The sequence below is a fragment of the Candidatus Pelagibacter bacterium nBUS_25 genome (genome assembly GCF_051200975.1).
Taxonomy (GTDB): Bacteria; Pseudomonadota; Alphaproteobacteria; order Pelagibacterales; family Pelagibacteraceae; genus Pelagibacter.
This window is the reverse complement of sequence record NZ_CP172846.1, coordinates 565,556-581,329: the sequence shown is the minus strand read 5'-3', so window position 1 is coordinate 581,329 and position 15,774 is coordinate 565,556. Positions and strand designations below refer to the sequence as shown.

Genomic DNA, 15,774 nt, shown 5'->3' with positions numbered 1-15,774 from the left:
GCTAAAAAAGACAATAATTAACTTTTAGAATTGGTGTTCATAGCCATGACTTTTCACAAGTAAATGCTGACCTTTTTCACTCATGATAGCTGATTTTTTCTTATTTGAAGTAATTTTACCAATTTTGGTTATTTTAATGCCAAGTTTTCTTGATGTGCGTGAAATGATTCTAGATTTCTCAACGCCAGCCGTAAATAAAATCTGATAATCATCTCCGTTTGAGATAAAATTTAATTTTTTAAGATTATTTTTTTTAAGAAAAGAGCTCAATTTTTTAGATATTGGAATTTTTTCCTCATAAATTTTATATGATAATCTCTGATTATTTATCATTTTTGTAAGATCATCTATCAGACCATCAGATACATCTATTGATGAGTTAGCAAATCTTAATAATGCTGTTGTTAACTTTATTTGAATATCAGGTTCAAAATATTTTTTTATAAAATAATTTTCAATTATTTTTGTAGAACTAATTTTATTTTGTAAAATTTTTAAACCAACAAAACTATCGCCAAGATTACCAGTTACATATATGTCATCATTAAGTTTTGCTTTATTTCTGAAAATAATGTTTTTTGAAAAACCAACAGAAGTTATTGAAAAACTTAATTTGTTTGAAAAAGTTGTGTCACCTCCACACAAATGAATTCCATATTTATTTTGTTCATGTTTTAATGAATTTGAAATTTTTGATAAATTTTTATTTGTAAATGTTTTTTTATTGCCGCTACCTGATATAAAATAATATTTTGGAGAAACACCTTTGCATATTAGATCCGAAATAGATGATCTCAAAATCTTTTTAATAACTAAATCTGGTTTTTTAAAATCCAGAAAATGAACTCCCTCATTATATGTGTCAATTGAAATAACAAGAGATCTATTTTTATCAAAGAAAACATCATCATTTAAATTCAATGAAGATTTATTTGATTTAGATAAATTTGAAAAATACTTTTTAATTAACTCAAATTCACGCATTTGAAGTTCTTAATTTTTTTCCAACATTGTCCAGTAAAGCGTTCAGATATTTAGTCTGAGAATCTTCTAAAAAAAAATTTGATGAGTTTAGATATTCTTTAATTATGATATTGATAGAAATATTTGGTTTATATAAAAATTCATATGTTGCTGCTTTTAATATAGTTTGAAAAACTTTATCTAAATTGTCTAATACAAACTCATCTCCAAGCTTATTATTTAATTCATCCAATATTAGATCATTGCGCTCTATTGTTCCAAAAACAATATCTTTAATAAATTTTTTAAATCTATGTTTTGGAAATTCTAAATCATTGTCTTCGTTATAAAATTTACCATATAATTTTTGGATTATAATTACTCTTGGATTATTTTTTGGATTATAGTGAGTTTTCATTTTTGGGATAAAATTGAATTTACCGCCATAGCTGCTTCAGCACCTTTTTTTTTTCTGAATTTAGCCTGACTCATATTTAAACAAGTTATAATCCCATTTCCAATTGGTTTTTTGTTAAGTACAGATAAATCCATAATAGCATTTGTCGAAGCTTGAGATATGAAATCAAAATGAGGAGTTTCACCTTTAATAACACAGCCAAGTGCTAAAAAAGCGTCATATTTTTTAATATTTTTTGATATTGTTACTGGTATTTCAAAAACACCCGGCACACGAACAATCTTAATAATATTAGATTTTGGAATTAATTTTAAAGCGCTATCAAGAAGGCCTTTTGCTATATCTTTATAGTAATCTGCCACAACTATTAAACATTTTTTTTTCATCAAATTATTTCTTGTTTAGTAATTCTTATACCATAACCATCTAAACCTATAACTTTTTTAGGAGATTTTGTAATTAAGGTCATGTTTTTTATTTTTAAGTCTTTAATTATCTGAGCACCAATACCATAATTTCTAATTAATTTATCTTTTCCTTTTTTATAAAAATCTTTATTTTTATAGTCTTTTAAAGTTTGGGTAACAGATCTTAAATTAGTATCTTTTATGAATATCAGTACGCAACTATTAAATTTTTTAAAATAATTAAGTGTCTTATTAAAAGAATTTGGTAATTGCTGGTTTATTAAATAATTTTGCACAACATTAGACGAAATAACTCTTACTCTTGGCGTTATACCTTTTTTTATAGTTCCTTTAATTAGAGCAAAATGTTCTGATCCATCAAGAAGATTTTCATAAATTCGTATTTTGTATTTTTGATTTTTAACTATGATAAAACTCTGTTTTTTTAATTTGATTAATTTTTCTTTTTTTAATCTGTAAGCAATTAAATCTTCAATTTTACCGATCTTTAATTTATGTCTTTTTGCAAAATCAAATAAATTTTGGCCTTTAGCCATCGTTCCATCTTCATTCATAATTTCACAAATTACTGCTGAATTATTTTTCTTAGCTAACTTAGATATGTCTACAGAAGCCTCAGTGTGACCAGCTCTAACTAGAACACCACCATCTTTTGCTATTATTGGAAATATATGACCTGGTGAAACAATATCGCTTTTCTTAACATTTTTTTTTGAGGCGATATTAATTGTTTTGGCTCTATCTTTTGCTGAAATTCCTGTGGTAATACCCTTTTTTGCTTCAATTGAAATTGCAAAGGCAGTTTTGTTTCGAGATTGATTGTTAGATGACATTAAAGATAGATTTAATCTTTTAGCTTGAACAGTATCTAATGCTAAACAAATTAAACCTCGACCATACTTAGCCATAAAATTTATATTTTTTGCATTTGAATTAGATGTAGAGATAATCAAATCTCCTTCGTTTTCCCTTTTTTCATCATCAACAAGAATAAACATGCCGCCTTTTTTAGCTACATTAATAATGGTTTCAATTGATGCAAAATTATTTTTTGTCATTAAAATAATTTCTAACGTATTTAGATAAGATATCTATCTCTATATTAACAAGATCATTTTTCTTAAGACCTGCTAAATTTGTTTCATTGTATGTGTGAGGTATAACCCAAATTTGAAAGCCTTTTTTTGAAACTTTTGATATTGTAAGAGATATACCATTTACGCATATTGATGCTTTTTCAATTAAGTTTTTTCGTTTTGTGATTGGAATTTGGAATTCAAATAGATAAGATTTATCAATTTTCTTAATGTTTAATACACGCGCAACAGTATCTACGTGACCTTGACATATGTGTCCTGAAATTTTTGTTCCATAACTTAATGGTAACTCAAGATTTAAAATATCATTATTTTTTAAAAATTTAAATTTAGATCTAACAAGAGTTTCGTTTGAAAGATAAAATTCCATTAATTTTGATTTAAATGAAATTAAGGTAAGACAAACACCATCACAAGCAACAGACAAACCGATGTCTTTTTTATTTAATTTTAAATTACTTTTTACAAATATATTAATACCCTTAGGTCTTTTTAATACTTTTAATATTGTGCCCTGGTTATATATTATTCCATTAAACATCTTAATTTTTATACAAAGTTATTGTATCTTTACCAAAATTTAATTTTAAATTTAATCTATTTTTATAATTTTTCTTAAGATCTTTTAAGGCAGTAAACTCCTTATATTCAACAAGTTTAGATAAGATTTTTTTGCTTTTGAATAAATAAAACTTATTAAATAATCTTTTTTTAACAAGATGAGTTGTTAATTCATTTCCTCCTTCGATCAAAATATTTCTTGCTCCTAAAGCATATATTCTTTTAAAGATAACCTTCATATTAAATTTTTTATCTTTAGATAATTTTGATTTTATTAATCTAATCTTATTTTTTTTAAATTCTTTAATTTTTGATTTAATTGCTTCATTATAAAAAACTATAGTGTTATTTTTTTTGATACTTTTAAATAAAAAACTTTGTGTATTAAGATTTAATTTATTATCTAAGATAATTCTTTTAGGTGAGAAATTTTTTACATTTTTTAATCTACAATTTAATTTTGAATTATCTTTATTGAGAGTTTTGTAAGAAACCATAATAGAATCATTTTTATACCTTAATAAATGAGTAAAATTATCTGATAAGTAATTTGTTATCCTTTTATTCCCTTTACTATAAATTAAATTATTTTTTGATACTGCGATTTTACCTGTTACAAAAGGCAGTTCATATTTTCTATTATAGAAATAAGAATTATAGAATTCTTTAATTTTATCTTTAAGCAAGCCTGTTTTAACAATAATTTTTTTTGAATTTAAAATTTTTTTTGATTTTCCTCTCACTCTTTTATCGACATCATTTATTGAATAAATAACCTCACTAATTTTTGACTTAATTATTGCTGATGTGCATGGTGATGTTACACCTTGATGACAACATGGTTCTAAAGTTACATACATTTTTGAACCTTGCAAATCTTCATAACAATTTTTAATTGCATTATATTCAGCATGTGGTCTTCCATTTAAAGATGTTTGGCCAATAGATATTATTTTGTCATCTTTTACAATTACACAACCTACAGAAGGATTTGGTCCTGTATGACCCTCTCGAGATTTTGCTAAATCAAGAGCAAGCCCCATATATAGTTTATCTTTTTTTGAAAATTTATCTTTTTTTGTAGACATCAAGCTTGTCAACAAATTGTACAAAATCTTTTTCTTCTCTAAAGTTTCTATAAACTGAAGCAAATCGAACATATGCAACAGGATCCAATTCCTTAAGCCCTTCCATCACCATTGTTCCGATTGTATTTGTTGAAATTTCACTTTGCCCAAGTTCTTCTAAAGCTCTTGAAATCTTGCTTATAAATTTTTCAGCCGTTTCTGTGTCTATAGGTCGTTTTTTAAGAGCGATATAAATTGATTTAGACAATTTATCTCTATCAAAGGAAGATTTTCTCCCGTTCTTTTTAACAACCATAATTTCTCTAAACTGGACTCTTTCAAATGTTGTAAAACGAGCTCCACAAACACAAAGTCTTCTTCTTCTAATAGCAGTACCGTCTTCAGTAGGACGTGAGTCAACAACTGAGGTTTCGCCTTTTTTACAAATTGAACAAATCATTTACTATAAATTCTTATATATTGGAAATGATGAGGTTAAAGAAATAACTTCATTTTTAACTTCATTTTCAATCTTAGAATTATCAGTTGGATTTTCTGATAATCCTTTTAAATTTCTAGTTATCAGCTCACCTACAGTTTTAAATTCATTTAAACCAAAACCTCTAGTAGTTGCTGCTTGTGTACCTAGTCTAATACCTGATGTAATCATGGGTTTTTCTGCATCAAAAGGAATTCCATTTTTATTACAAGTTATATTTGCTCTTGATAAACTTTCTGCTGCTAAGTTTCCCTTAACATTGTAAGGCCTTAAGTCTACCAACATTAAATGGGTATCAGTTCCATCCGAATAAATCTTGAAACCGTTATTTTTTAAAGTCTCTGCTAATATTTTAGCGTTTGATAAAACCGATTTAATATAATCTTTAAATTCTGGTTGTAATGCCTCTAAGAATCCAGCAGCTTTAGCTGCTATGATGTGCATTAAAGGTCCGCCTTGATAACCTGGAAATACAGCAGTATTAAATTTTTTAGAAAGTTCTTCATGATTAGTAAGTATTATACCACCTCTCGCACTTCTAAATACTTTATGGGTTGTTGAGGTAACTACATGAGCGTGTTCACAAGGATTAGGATACCCTTGACCAGCAACTAAACCTGAAAAGTGTGCCATATCAACCATCAGGTAAGCACCCACTTTGTCTGCAATTTCTCTAAATCTTTTAAAATCGATAACTCTTGAATAAGCACTACCACCAGCTATGATTAATTTTGGTTTATGCTCCAAAGCAAGTTTTTCAACGTTATCATAATCAATAAGTTCAGAATCTTTATCTACATCATATCCAATTGCATTAAACCATTTACCTGACATTGAAATTTTTAACCCATGTGTAATATGACCACCAGAATTTAAACTCATTCCCATAAAAGTATCACCTGGATTCAATAAAGCTAAAAATACAGCACCATTTGCCTGAGCACCAGAGTGAGGCTGAGCATTTGCAAATTTGCAATTAAATAATTCTTTTAATCTTTCTATTGCTAAATTTTCAGCGACATCAACATGTTCACAGCCATTATAATATCTTTTTCCAGGGTAACCTTCTGCATATTTATTTGTTAAAACTGAACCCTGGGCTTCCAGAACTGCTTGAGAAACTATATTTTCAGAGGCTATTAGCTCTATATGTTGCTGTTGTCTGATTAATTCATCTTTGATAGCTTTATAAAGTTCTGGATCTTTTAAAGACAAACTATCTTCAAAAAAACTTCTGTAACTATCATTTATATAATTTTTTTCGCTAGACATAATTATATTTTCTTTATTCTTTTTAAATGTCTTCCCCCATCAAATTTAGTATTTAAAAAAACACTTACACAATTTAAAGCAACTCTTTTAGTCAATAACCTAGAACCTAATGTAATGATATTTGCATCATTATGCAATCTCGATAATTTTGTTGATTTCAAATTAAAACATTGTGCTGCGCGAATTTTTTTATGTCTATTCGCCGCAATATTCATCCCCATGCCTGAGCCACAAACCAAAATACCAACATTATTTTTATTAGTTTTAACTTTTCTAGCTACTTTATGAGCAAAATCAGGATAATCAACTCTGTCATGATTATAAGGACCCATATCAAGAAAAGATATTTTTTTTTTTGATAAGTGTAATTTGATAACCTCTTTTAATTTATAACCGGCGTGATCAGATGAAATAAATATTTTTTTCAAATTAATTAAATTTATGATCTAATACGCAAGCAACTAGGTGAATTCTATTTTCTTCACCACCATTAAACGCATTATGATATTTAGTATTATTTGTAATCCAAACAGAACCATCAGCAGGCAAATGTTTTGCAACATTATCTATAACCATATGGCATCCAGGGTTTGTAATTATTGGAATGTGTAATCGTGGCTCTGGGTCTCTATGCCAACTTAAAGTAGACCTTGGTTGTTTTAATAAAATTCTAATTCTACCTAATTTGTATTTTGATGACAACACATCAAAAACTTCTTTAAAATAAGTTTTTTTATAATCATCAATAAATTCTGAATAAGCAGACTCGTTTATTTTCTCGTCTCTAATTTGTTCTTTTCCTGAAGAGTTTGGGTAAGTCCAAAAAACTCCTCTCGCTTTATGCCCTTTTATTGACTCAAGGATCACCAGGAATTTGAGTTAGAGATATAGCTCCAAAGTTAGTAATACCTTCAGGGCCATCAAAATTTTTAATTTTTACAATTTCATTATATGCTTTTTGTAATTCTTTAATGTCAAAATTTACATCTTGTTTTTGGAAATCTTGGAAATCTAGCGTCATAATATTTATATTTTTACCCTTAATAATTGTTTAATACCCTTTTTAAGCTATATTTGTATATTACATTTGTCGCATTTTGAAAGAAAAATTAAAACATGATAACAGGAAAATATCCAAACTTGAGACTTAGACGCAATAGAAAGTATTCTTGGTCTAGAAAATTAATTCAAGAAAATACATTAAGTCCAAGTGACTTCATATTACCTATTTTTCTAATAGATGGATCTAATAAAAAAGAATCAATAAAATCAATGCCTGGTGTTTATCGATATACAATTAACAGACTGTCTCAAATTATAGATAGAGCAATTGAAAAAGAAATACCAATGGTGGCTCTTTTTCCTAAAACTAAAAATAATTTAAAAGATGAAATTGGATCAGAGTCACTGAATGAAAACAACTTAGTTTGTAAAGCAATAATAGAGATTAAAAAGAAATATAAAAATCAAATAGGAATAATGTGTGACGTAGCTTTAGATCCATATACATCTCATGGTCATGATGGTTTAATAAAATCAAATCAGATTATGAACGATGAAACAATAGAAGTTTTGATAAATCAATCTTTGCTACAAGCTGAAATGGGTTGTGATGTGTTAGCACCATCTGACATGATGGATGGAAGAATTGGAAAAATAAGAAAAGCCTTGGATAAATCAAGATTTCAAAATGTTCAAATCCTATCTTATGCAGCTAAATATGCGTCAAGTTTTTATGGTCCATTTAGAGATGCCGTAGGTTCAAAAGGATCACTAAAAGGAGATAAAAAAACATATCAAATGGATTTTAGAAATAGCGATGAAGCTATTAGAGAAGTTGCACTAGATATTAAAGAAGGTGCAGATATGGTTATGGTGAAACCAGGGATGCCTTATTTAGATATTATTAAATCAATTAAAGAAAAATTTAAAATACCAGTATTTGCATATCAAGTATCAGGGGAATACAGTTTAATTTCAAACGCAATACAAAAAAAATTAATTAATGAAGACGCTGTTTTTGAAAGCTTAGTTGCTTTTAAAAGAGCTGGAGCTAACGCTATCGTTAGTTATTATGCGGATAGAATTGATAAAATTATAAAATAGCTACTTCAAAGAATTAATAAATAACAATCTATTATTTGGATAATTTAAATTATTTGGTTTTAAAATGGTTTTGTCGAGATAATCTCCAACTAACTTCAAGCCATTCAACAAAGTTTTTAAATCACTTACCTCCAATTCTTTTTCAATTAAAAAATTAGGCACATATTTTTTTTCTGTTGAAGAACTTGCATAATAAACAGTTTTATTTTCAACCATATCTTTTTCAACAAGGTTTTCTAGCTCAAGATCGTATCCAAGAATTTTTAGTAGATCCAATTCCCAAAAAATATATTTTTTTAACCAATGTTTATCTTTTAAAATGAAGAAAAGATTTTCTATTATCTTATAAACTTGAATATTAGCTTGGGACTCAGCAGTTAAAATTTTGATCAAGTTTGTTGCAGATGTAATACATGATAATTTTTGCTTGTGATCAAAATATAAAGGGCTGTAAGCATTTAAAATCTCTACTTTAAAATATCCAATTCTATTATCGCTTTTAGAATTATAGTTAACATGCAATCTATTTCCTATTTGGAGATAATTCTTTATTTTTTTAGATGTGCCTCCAAAAATTATGCCAGATATTTTTCCATGATCTTTTGTATATAATTCGGCAATTAAAGAATTCTCACTATATCTATTTTTGCCAATTAAAAAACCTTCATCAATCCAGTTCATAATTTTATAATCTTATACTTTTTAAACATGCAATGGCAGCATTTTGTTCAGCCTCTTTTTTAGATTTACCTAACCCAAAAAAATATTTTGAATTTGGAAGTTTAACACCAACTTTAAATGACGGTTTGTGACGAGGTCCTGTGCTAGAGATAAGTTTATAATTAGGTAACTTTTTAAAATTTTTTAACGCTAACTCTTGTAATTTTGTTTTAGCATCAATTTGTGTAACAACACTCTCCTTAATTTTATTCTTCCATAAATTTAAGATTACTTTTTCAGCTACAATTATCCCTTTATCAAGATATATTGCTCCAATTAAAGCTTCACAACCATCTGACACGATCTTATCTTCAATCTTAATTTTTTTATTTTTTGAATTAAAAGTTAGAATAAATTTTTCTAAATTAATTTTTTTTGCTATCTCTAAACATGTTTTTTTGTTCACAAGGGATGCAAATTTTTTATCAAGTATGCCCTCTTTTTCATCTGGATAAGCTTCTAGAAGTTTTTTAGCTATAACTAATCCTAAAACCCTATCTCCTAAAAATTCTATTTTTTCGTTATTTTTGTTTGTATCGAAACTTTTATGTGTAAGAGAACGTATTAATAAATCTAAATTTTTAAATTTAACATTAATTTTTTTTTGTAAATCCTGATAATTAATATTCATTAATTAATTCGATTAAAAGTTCTATTAAATCTAATTGATTTAGGCCATTTCCAAAAAGCAAAAATGCTTCCTATCTTTCTATCAGATGAAAAAAAAATAAATTGAGCTTTTCCAACAAGATTATCTTTATGAACATAGCCAACGCTTGTTAAAAATCTGCTATCTTTGGAACAATCCCTGTTATCTCCAAGAAAAAAATAGTGATCCTCTGGCACTGTAAAAACATCTGAGTTTTGATAAGTATAATCTTTTAAATAAACTGTATGAAATTTTTTTCCATTAGATAACTTTTCTTCAAATCTATAGACATCAATAGTTCTGCTACCACAATTTATCTCTAACTTATTTTTAACTCTAGATTTCATTATCTCACTATTATTCAAATATAAATTAGCGTCTATGAACTGGACTCTATCTCCCGGTAATCCAATTAATCTTTTAATATAATCTGTTCTGTTATCTGCTGGTGTTTTAAAGACTATTACATCACCTCTCTCTGGACTATTAAATAAAATTCTTTTGTTTAAAATGGGTGGGCTAAATGGAAATGAGTGTTTGCTGTAACCATATGAATACTTAGTTACAAAAAGTCTATCACCCACAAGTAATGTTGGCTCCATTGATGATGAAGGAATATAAAACGGCTGTATTAACAAAGATCTTATTACAATAGCAATGATTAAAGCATAAAGAAGCGTTTTTATGTTTTCAGAAAAAAAATCTTTGTCTATTTTCATATTGTTTGAATTATAGTAAATGCTGTTGAATATTTCTTTTCATCAGAAATTGATAGAAAACAATTAAAATCTCTAACATTAAATTTTTTCTTAATTATTTTGGTGATTTTTTTTGTTTTAACATAATAAGGCTTTCCAAGTTTATCATTCATTACCTCTATATCTTTAAAATTTAAATTATTTCTAAATCCTGTTCCTATAGCTTTGGCAAAAGCTTCTTTGGCCGCAAATCTTTTAGAAAAATAATCAACTTTATTTTTGGATAAAGATGAAAATTTAAGTTCTTTTGAACTATAAATTCTATCTTTAAATTTTGGATTTTTAATTGAGTTTTGAATTCTTTTATTTTCGATTATATCAACGCCAATACCAAGAATTTTCATAAATTAATTTTTAATTATCTTTTTAAAATTTTTTATTACACTTGATAAACCAAAAAAAATAGACTCTCCAATTATAAAATGACCGATATTAAATTCTTTAATTTCTTTAATTTTGCATAATATTTTTGTTGTTTTGTAATCTAATCCATGGCCAGCATGAACTTCTAAGTTTAGTTTTTTTGCAAGTTTTGAGCACTTTTTTATTCTGTCCAATTCAACGTTATATCTTTTCTTTGACTTAATTAAATTTGATATTTTACCAGTATGAATTTCAATACAATCAGCATTAAGCTCCTTAGACATTCTAATATCTCTAATGGATGGGTTTATAAATAAACTTGTACGAATTTTATTTTTTTTAAATTTTTCAATTATATTTTTTATTTTTTTTTTATTTTTGATTAAATTTAATCCACCTTCAGTTGTGACCTCTTTTCTATTTTCGGGAACAAAACAAATATAATCAGGTTTTATTTTTAAAGCATTTTTAACAATTTGATCATTCATAGAAATTTCAAGATTAACCAAAACTTTTTTTGATTTACAAATTTTTTTAGCGTCTAAGTCATTAATATGTCTTCTATCTTCTCTTAAATGAATAGTTACTGAGTCAGCACCCATCTTGACAACTTGTAATGCTGCATAATATGGGTCTGGATGATGTTCGCCTCTAGCATTTCTAACGGTTGCTATATGGTCTATATTTACACCTAATTTTTTCACTTAATAAATCTACTTCCTGGTGTGGTAATAGGAATTGACTTAAGTTTTTGTGGTAACTGTTTTTCACTATAAGTTGGAACTTCGATTTTTAAATGTGAAATAATTCCTGTTTTTATTTTAAGAGATTTAATTGTTGATCTATCTATAATAGATGCAAAACCCAAAAGTTTGGCATTGGCTTTTTTTATCAATTTAACACACTCTAGACTAGATTTTCCTGTTGTTATAACATCCTCTATAATTAGAACATTGGCACCTTTTTTAATATTAAATCCTCTTCTTAATTTAAACTTACCGTTAACTCGTTCACAGAAAATTGTTTCTTTTTTTAAAAGTTTACCAATTTCATAACCTATAATCACTCCCCCCATTGCTGGCGCCAAGATCAGGTCAATTTTATTATATTTTTTTTTAATTTTGTTGGCTAATGATTTACAAATTTCATTTGCTAAATATGGGAAACTTAATAATTTGGCGCACTGAATGTATTTTGAAGAATGCAGCCCTGAAGATAGTACAAAATGACCCTCTAAAAGAGCATTAGTCTTTTTTAAAATATCTAAGGATTTTTTGAGTGAAAGCATTTCTTTTATCTTCGTGTCTAATTATCTTAAATTTTATACCTTTTTGCTTAAGCTCTGCAATAAAATTTGTGAAGTTTTTTAGATTGGTAATTATCAATCTAAATTTAAAGTTGATATACTTTGCATTTTTACCTGCCATTTCAACATTTGAAATATTAAGCTTATGACTACCAATCAAAGAACTTATGTCACCCAATTGACCTGGCTGATCAGGTAATGAAATCCATAAGGTTGTATTATATTTCTTAATTTTCTCCTCTTTTTGTTCACCTTTGTCGTGCCAATATCTTCTTATAGCAGACCTTGCTTTACCTGTTTTTGTTGTTGGTATCCAATGCAGCGATGGTGACTGATTTTTAGAAGTAATTATATTAACTCTGTCTCCATTTCTTAAAACTTGTTGTAACTCTGATTTATTTCCATTTATTTCACATCCTATAGCTGTATTACCTATTTTTGTGTGAACAGCATATGCAAAGTCTATTGGGGTAGCATCTTTTGGTAATTTGATAACTGAACCTTTTGGAGTGAAGCAGAATACATTTTCTTGGAACATTTGAAGTTTGGTATACTCGTAAGAATGTTCTGGGTTTTCATTTTTTTCAATAATTTCAACAAGATCTTTTAACCAATCATACTCTTTCCAACTTAAAGAATTAAATTTCTCAGAGGATTTATACTTCCAATGAGAGGCAACTCCTCTCTCTGCAAATTCATGCATTTCATGTGTTCTAATTTGAATTTCTATTGGTTTTTTATTAGAGCCAATTACAGATGTGTGAAGTGACTTATAGCCATTTATTTTAGGTGAAGATATATAGTCCTTAAACTTACCAGGTATACAGTTCCATTTCTTATGAAATATACCAAGAGTTTTATAGCATTCGTCTACTGAATTTAGTGTAATTCTAAATCCAATAATATCTGTGATTTGCTCTAGCGAAATTCTTTTTTTTTGAACTTTACGCCAAATTGAAAATGGTGTTTTTTCACGACCGTGAATTTCAGCATTAATATAATTGTCATTTAAAATTTCACTTAGTTCAAAAGATAGTGACTCAAAAAGATCTTTTTTATCTGATTTAATTTCATCAAGTTTTTTTTTAATTAATTCTCTTGCTTCATTATTTAAAATTTCAAAAGACAAATCTTCAAGTTCATCTCTTATTCTATGCATTCCCATTCTGTCAGCTAGTGGTGCATAAATTTCCATAGTCTCTTGGGCTATTCTTTGTCTCTTTTCCTCTTTAGGAATTGCTTTAATAGTTCTCATATTATGAAGACGATCAGCGATTTTTACTAATAAAACACGTATATCTTTTGATGTAGCTAATATTAATTTTCTAAAATTTTCTACTTTTGAATTTGACCCTGCTGTATTTTCAAAAACTGAAATTTTTGTAACACCATTAACTAATTCAGCTACTTCATGACCAAATTCGCTTTTGATAGTCTCATATGTGGCAAACGTGTCTTCAATAGTATCATGAAGTAAACCAGTTGTTATTGTTGCGCTGTCTAGTTTTAGTTCAGTTAAAATATTTGCTACCTCTATAGGATGTACTGAATAAGGATCTCCTGATGCTCTTTTTTGATTTTGATGTGCTTTAATAGCAAAATTAAAAGCTTTATCTAATCTTTCTGGATTTAAAAACTTGTTGTAAACTTTGACCTTGTTTATTAAATCACTCGAATTAAGCATTATTTATTATAACATTAATTTAAATTTGTTTAATAGATCTAATATCTTTATTTGATAGGGATAAAATTAACTTCTTTATATCCATTTTTTTAATAGGATGGACCCACTTCTTTTGAATTTCAAACAATGGTATTAAAACAAAATTTCTCAGGTGCATCATAGCATGAGGAAGTTTTAGTTTTTCTTTTAATACTAACCCATTAAAATCAATTATATCTATGTCACAAACTCTAGGTGAATTTTTAGGGGATTTTCTTCTTCCTAACTTAGCTTCTATTATTTTGCATAAATTCAACAATTCTTTAGGTTTATATGAGCACTCAATTTTTAAAACAATATTGATAAATTTTGGATTTTTAGGATTTGGCCAAGAGGGTGTTTCATAATAACTTGATACAGAAATAAAATTTATTTTATTCTCCATTAAAAGAGACTTGGCTTTTTCTATGTTTAAAAATCTTTTTCCTAGGTTTGAACCTATGCCTAGAAAAACATTCTTAACTTGATTTTCTGATATATCTTGCCTTGTCACGGTTCCAATCTCTATTTTTTTTCGTAGCCCTTTTATCAAATTGTTTTTTCCCTTTTGCAACTGCTAATTCAATTTTAGCTTTTCCTTTTTTAAAATACATTTTTGTGGGGACTATCGTAAAACCATCTCTTTGCATTTTACCAATTAATTTGTTTATTTCTTTTTTATTTAATAAAAGTTTTCTTTCATCGGTTGGATTGTGATTTGAATAGCTTGCCTGTTTATAAGCTGCTATGTGGGAGTTAATCAAGATTAATTCACCATTTTTTTCAACTGCATAAGAATCGGCAATATTAACTTTGCCATCTCTAATAGATTTTATTTCGGATCCTTTTAAAACAATGCCTGCCTCTAAAAGATCCTCAAAAAAATAATTGAAACTTGCTTTTCTGTTTAAACAAATAATCTTTAAACCAGGATTGGTTTTTTTATTCATTAAATCAATTTTGCTGATTCTAAAGCTTTTTGAATTATAGGTTTGGCATTATTAGAAGTTTTTACTAAAGGCAGTCTTACAGCATCATCGCATAAGTTCATTAATTTTGCAGCATATTTGACTGGACTTGGGTTGCTTTCAATAAACATTGCACTGTGGACTGGCTGTAAAATACTATCTAATTTACTAGCTTCGCTAATATCATCTTGATTATTTGAGACTGACAATTTTTGAAAATCAGAACATAACTTAGGAGCTATATTTGCAGTTACACTAATAGTGCCAACACCACCTCTTTTATTGAACTCAAGTGCATTATCATCATTACCAGTCAATTGAATAAATTCTTTTCCCATTTTAGACAGTTGCTGATCAACTCTATCGAGATCACCAGTAGCATCTTTAACACCTACAATATTTTTTAATTCAAAAAGTTTTGCCATTGTATCAACAGACATGTCAATTACTGACCTACCTGGAATGTTATAAATTATAATTGGAATTCCACACTTATCGTTGATAGCCTTATAATGTTGATATAAGCCTTCTTGTGTTGGCTTGTTATAATATGGTGTAACAATTAAAGCTCCATTTGCCCCTACTTTTTCAGCATGAGATGTTAACGAAATTGCTTCCTCTGTTGAATTCGAGCCAGTTCCTGCGATGACAGGTATTTTACCATTGCTTTCTTTTATACAAAGATCAATAACTCTTTGATGTTCTTCATGACTAAGTGTTGGAGATTCTCCGGTTGTACCAGCGGGTACTAGGCCACTTGTGCCATTATCAATATGAAAATGTATCAATCTAATATACGCTTCCTCATCCAATCCATTATTTTTAAATGGAGTAATTAAAGCAACATTTGATCCTTTGAACATAAATACTTATAACATAGTTTAAAGATTCATATAC

At 27.6% G+C, this 15,774-nt stretch carries 22 protein-coding genes; 1 reads left to right on the top strand and 21 read right to left on the bottom strand.

Annotated elements, in window-relative coordinates; translation table 11 throughout:
* Positions 1–24 precede the first annotated feature (24 nt).
* Genes thiL through ACIJYH_RS03055 form a run of 11 tightly spaced genes read right to left on the bottom strand, consistent with a single transcriptional unit; the run spans position 25 to position 7,326 of the window.
* The gene (gene thiL, locus ACIJYH_RS03105; RefSeq protein ID WP_435163973.1) at positions 25–984 is read right to left on the bottom strand and encodes a thiamine-phosphate kinase; all 960 of its coding nucleotides are present in this window, start codon (positions 982–984) and stop codon (positions 25–27) included.
* Positions 977–1,381, bottom strand: coding sequence for a transcription antitermination factor NusB (locus ACIJYH_RS03100; protein ID WP_435163971.1), 405 nt, complete (start codon positions 1,379–1,381; stop codon positions 977–979). The genes thiL and ACIJYH_RS03100 overlap by 8 nt, the downstream gene beginning before the upstream one ends.
* The gene (ribH, locus tag ACIJYH_RS03095) at positions 1,378–1,767 is read right to left on the bottom strand and encodes a 6,7-dimethyl-8-ribityllumazine synthase (RefSeq protein ID WP_435163968.1); all 390 of its coding nucleotides are present in this window, start codon (positions 1,765–1,767) and stop codon (positions 1,378–1,380) included. The genes ACIJYH_RS03100 and ribH overlap by 4 nt, the downstream gene beginning before the upstream one ends.
* Positions 1,767–2,867 (bottom strand): 3,4-dihydroxy-2-butanone-4-phosphate synthase, encoded by a 1,101-nt coding sequence (ribB, locus tag ACIJYH_RS03090; RefSeq protein WP_435163966.1) that lies wholly within the window; start codon positions 2,865–2,867, stop codon positions 1,767–1,769. Before ribB ends, ribH begins: the two co-directional genes overlap by 1 nt.
* A complete protein-coding gene (locus tag ACIJYH_RS03085) occupies positions 2,854–3,447 on the bottom strand; it encodes a riboflavin synthase (RefSeq protein ID WP_435163963.1) in 594 nt (197 codons plus the stop codon). The genes ribB and ACIJYH_RS03085 overlap by 14 nt, the downstream gene beginning before the upstream one ends.
* Before the next feature lies 1 nt (position 3,448).
* Positions 3,449–4,555, bottom strand: coding sequence for a bifunctional diaminohydroxyphosphoribosylaminopyrimidine deaminase/5-amino-6-(5-phosphoribosylamino)uracil reductase RibD (ribD, locus tag ACIJYH_RS03080; protein ID WP_435163960.1), 1,107 nt, complete (start codon positions 4,553–4,555; stop codon positions 3,449–3,451).
* Positions 4,536–4,994 carry a transcriptional regulator NrdR gene (gene nrdR, locus ACIJYH_RS03075; RefSeq protein ID WP_271485343.1) on the bottom strand — a complete coding sequence of 153 codons (459 nt, stop codon included), beginning with the start codon at positions 4,992–4,994 and terminating at the stop codon, positions 4,536–4,538. Before nrdR ends, ribD begins: the two co-directional genes overlap by 20 nt.
* Positions 4,995–4,997: 3 nt before the next feature.
* Complete coding sequence (gene glyA, locus ACIJYH_RS03070) at positions 4,998–6,305, bottom strand: serine hydroxymethyltransferase (RefSeq protein ID WP_435098432.1); 1,308 nt, start codon at positions 6,303–6,305, stop codon at positions 4,998–5,000.
* A gap of 2 nt (positions 6,306–6,307) precedes the next feature.
* A complete protein-coding gene (rpiB, locus tag ACIJYH_RS03065; RefSeq protein ID WP_435163957.1) occupies positions 6,308–6,733 on the bottom strand; it encodes a ribose 5-phosphate isomerase B in 426 nt (141 codons plus the stop codon).
* Between the two features lies 1 nt (position 6,734).
* Positions 6,735–7,172 (bottom strand): aspartyl/asparaginyl beta-hydroxylase domain-containing protein, encoded by a 438-nt coding sequence (locus tag ACIJYH_RS03060; protein WP_435163954.1) that lies wholly within the window; start codon positions 7,170–7,172, stop codon positions 6,735–6,737.
* A complete protein-coding gene (locus ACIJYH_RS03055; protein ID WP_435163951.1) occupies positions 7,162–7,326 on the bottom strand; it encodes a hypothetical protein in 165 nt (54 codons plus the stop codon). Before ACIJYH_RS03055 ends, ACIJYH_RS03060 begins: the two co-directional genes overlap by 11 nt.
* 95 nt (positions 7,327–7,421) lie before the next feature.
* Between ACIJYH_RS03055 and hemB the strand changes: the two genes are divergently transcribed.
* On the top strand, positions 7,422–8,411 hold the full coding sequence (hemB, locus tag ACIJYH_RS03050; protein ID WP_435163949.1) for a porphobilinogen synthase: 990 nt from the start codon (positions 7,422–7,424) through the stop codon (positions 8,409–8,411).
* Here the strand turns inward: hemB and recO are convergent, their stop codons facing one another.
* Genes recO through dapA form a run of 10 tightly spaced genes read right to left on the bottom strand, consistent with a single transcriptional unit; the run spans position 8,412 to position 15,740 of the window.
* Complete coding sequence (recO, locus tag ACIJYH_RS03045) at positions 8,412–9,092, bottom strand: DNA repair protein RecO (protein ID WP_435163946.1); 681 nt, start codon at positions 9,090–9,092, stop codon at positions 8,412–8,414.
* Positions 9,093–9,096: 4 nt separating this feature from the next.
* Positions 9,097–9,762, bottom strand: a complete 666-nt coding sequence (rnc, locus tag ACIJYH_RS03040; RefSeq protein WP_435163943.1) for a ribonuclease III — start codon at positions 9,760–9,762, stop codon at positions 9,097–9,099.
* Positions 9,762–10,499, bottom strand: coding sequence for a signal peptidase I (gene lepB, locus ACIJYH_RS03035; RefSeq protein ID WP_435163940.1), 738 nt, complete (start codon positions 10,497–10,499; stop codon positions 9,762–9,764). The genes rnc and lepB overlap by 1 nt, the downstream gene beginning before the upstream one ends.
* Complete coding sequence (acpS, locus tag ACIJYH_RS03030) at positions 10,496–10,882, bottom strand: holo-ACP synthase (RefSeq protein ID WP_435089060.1); 387 nt, start codon at positions 10,880–10,882, stop codon at positions 10,496–10,498. The genes lepB and acpS overlap by 4 nt, the downstream gene beginning before the upstream one ends.
* A gap of 3 nt (positions 10,883–10,885) precedes the next feature.
* Positions 10,886–11,605 (bottom strand): pyridoxine 5'-phosphate synthase, encoded by a 720-nt coding sequence (locus tag ACIJYH_RS03025; RefSeq protein ID WP_435163937.1) that lies wholly within the window; start codon positions 11,603–11,605, stop codon positions 10,886–10,888.
* A complete protein-coding gene (gene pyrE, locus ACIJYH_RS03020) occupies positions 11,602–12,189 on the bottom strand; it encodes an orotate phosphoribosyltransferase (protein ID WP_435163935.1) in 588 nt (195 codons plus the stop codon). Before pyrE ends, ACIJYH_RS03025 begins: the two co-directional genes overlap by 4 nt.
* A complete protein-coding gene (locus tag ACIJYH_RS03015; RefSeq protein ID WP_435163932.1) occupies positions 12,146–13,891 on the bottom strand; it encodes a RelA/SpoT family protein in 1,746 nt (581 codons plus the stop codon). The genes pyrE and ACIJYH_RS03015 overlap by 44 nt, the downstream gene beginning before the upstream one ends.
* 19 nt (positions 13,892–13,910) lie before the next feature.
* A complete protein-coding gene (gene folK / locus ACIJYH_RS03010; protein ID WP_435163929.1) occupies positions 13,911–14,423 on the bottom strand; it encodes a 2-amino-4-hydroxy-6-hydroxymethyldihydropteridine diphosphokinase in 513 nt (170 codons plus the stop codon).
* On the bottom strand, positions 14,389–14,859 hold the full coding sequence (smpB, locus tag ACIJYH_RS03005; RefSeq protein WP_435163926.1) for an SsrA-binding protein SmpB: 471 nt from the start codon (positions 14,857–14,859) through the stop codon (positions 14,389–14,391). Before smpB ends, folK begins: the two co-directional genes overlap by 35 nt.
* Complete coding sequence (gene dapA / locus ACIJYH_RS03000; protein ID WP_435163923.1) at positions 14,859–15,740, bottom strand: 4-hydroxy-tetrahydrodipicolinate synthase; 882 nt, start codon at positions 15,738–15,740, stop codon at positions 14,859–14,861. Before dapA ends, smpB begins: the two co-directional genes overlap by 1 nt.
* Between the last annotated feature and the right edge of the window lie 34 nt (positions 15,741–15,774).

Bases quoted from the DNA above. Each gene is read 5' to 3' on its own strand.
- ribH (WP_435163968.1), bottom strand. From the start codon at position 1,767: ATGAAAAAAAAATGTTTAATAGTTGTGGCAGATTACTATAAAGATATA.
- acpS (WP_435089060.1), bottom strand. From the start codon at position 10,882: ATGAAAATTCTTGGTATTGGCGTTGATATAATCGAAAATAAAAGAATT.
- ribD (WP_435163960.1), bottom strand. From the start codon at position 4,555: ATGTCTACAAAAAAAGATAAATTTTCAAAAAAAGATAAACTATATATG.
- dapA (WP_435163923.1), bottom strand. From the start codon at position 15,740: ATGTTCAAAGGATCAAATGTTGCTTTAATTACTCCATTTAAAAATAAT.
- ribB (WP_435163966.1), bottom strand. From the start codon at position 2,867: ATGACAAAAAATAATTTTGCATCAATTGAAACCATTATTAATGTAGCT.
- lepB (WP_435163940.1), bottom strand. From the start codon at position 10,499: ATGAAAATAGACAAAGATTTTTTTTCTGAAAACATAAAAACGCTTCTT.
- recO (WP_435163946.1), bottom strand. From the start codon at position 9,092: ATGAACTGGATTGATGAAGGTTTTTTAATTGGCAAAAATAGATATAGT.
- ACIJYH_RS03015 (WP_435163932.1), bottom strand. From the start codon at position 13,891: ATGCTTAATTCGAGTGATTTAATAAACAAGGTCAAAGTTTACAACAAG.
- hemB (WP_435163949.1), top strand. From the start codon at position 7,422: ATGATAACAGGAAAATATCCAAACTTGAGACTTAGACGCAATAGAAAG.
- rnc (WP_435163943.1), bottom strand. From the start codon at position 9,762: ATGAATATTAATTATCAGGATTTACAAAAAAAAATTAATGTTAAATTT.
- pyrE (WP_435163935.1), bottom strand. From the start codon at position 12,189: ATGCTTTCACTCAAAAAATCCTTAGATATTTTAAAAAAGACTAATGCT.
- nrdR (WP_271485343.1), bottom strand. From the start codon at position 4,994: ATGATTTGTTCAATTTGTAAAAAAGGCGAAACCTCAGTTGTTGACTCA.
- thiL (WP_435163973.1), bottom strand. From the start codon at position 984: ATGCGTGAATTTGAGTTAATTAAAAAGTATTTTTCAAATTTATCTAAA.
- glyA (WP_435098432.1), bottom strand. From the start codon at position 6,305: ATGTCTAGCGAAAAAAATTATATAAATGATAGTTACAGAAGTTTTTTT.
- smpB (WP_435163926.1), bottom strand. From the start codon at position 14,859: ATGAATAAAAAAACCAATCCTGGTTTAAAGATTATTTGTTTAAACAGA.
- ACIJYH_RS03055 (WP_435163951.1), bottom strand. From the start codon at position 7,326: ATGACGCTAGATTTCCAAGATTTCCAAAAACAAGATGTAAATTTTGAC.
- ACIJYH_RS03100 (WP_435163971.1), bottom strand. From the start codon at position 1,381: ATGAAAACTCACTATAATCCAAAAAATAATCCAAGAGTAATTATAATC.
- ACIJYH_RS03085 (WP_435163963.1), bottom strand. From the start codon at position 3,447: ATGTTTAATGGAATAATATATAACCAGGGCACAATATTAAAAGTATTA.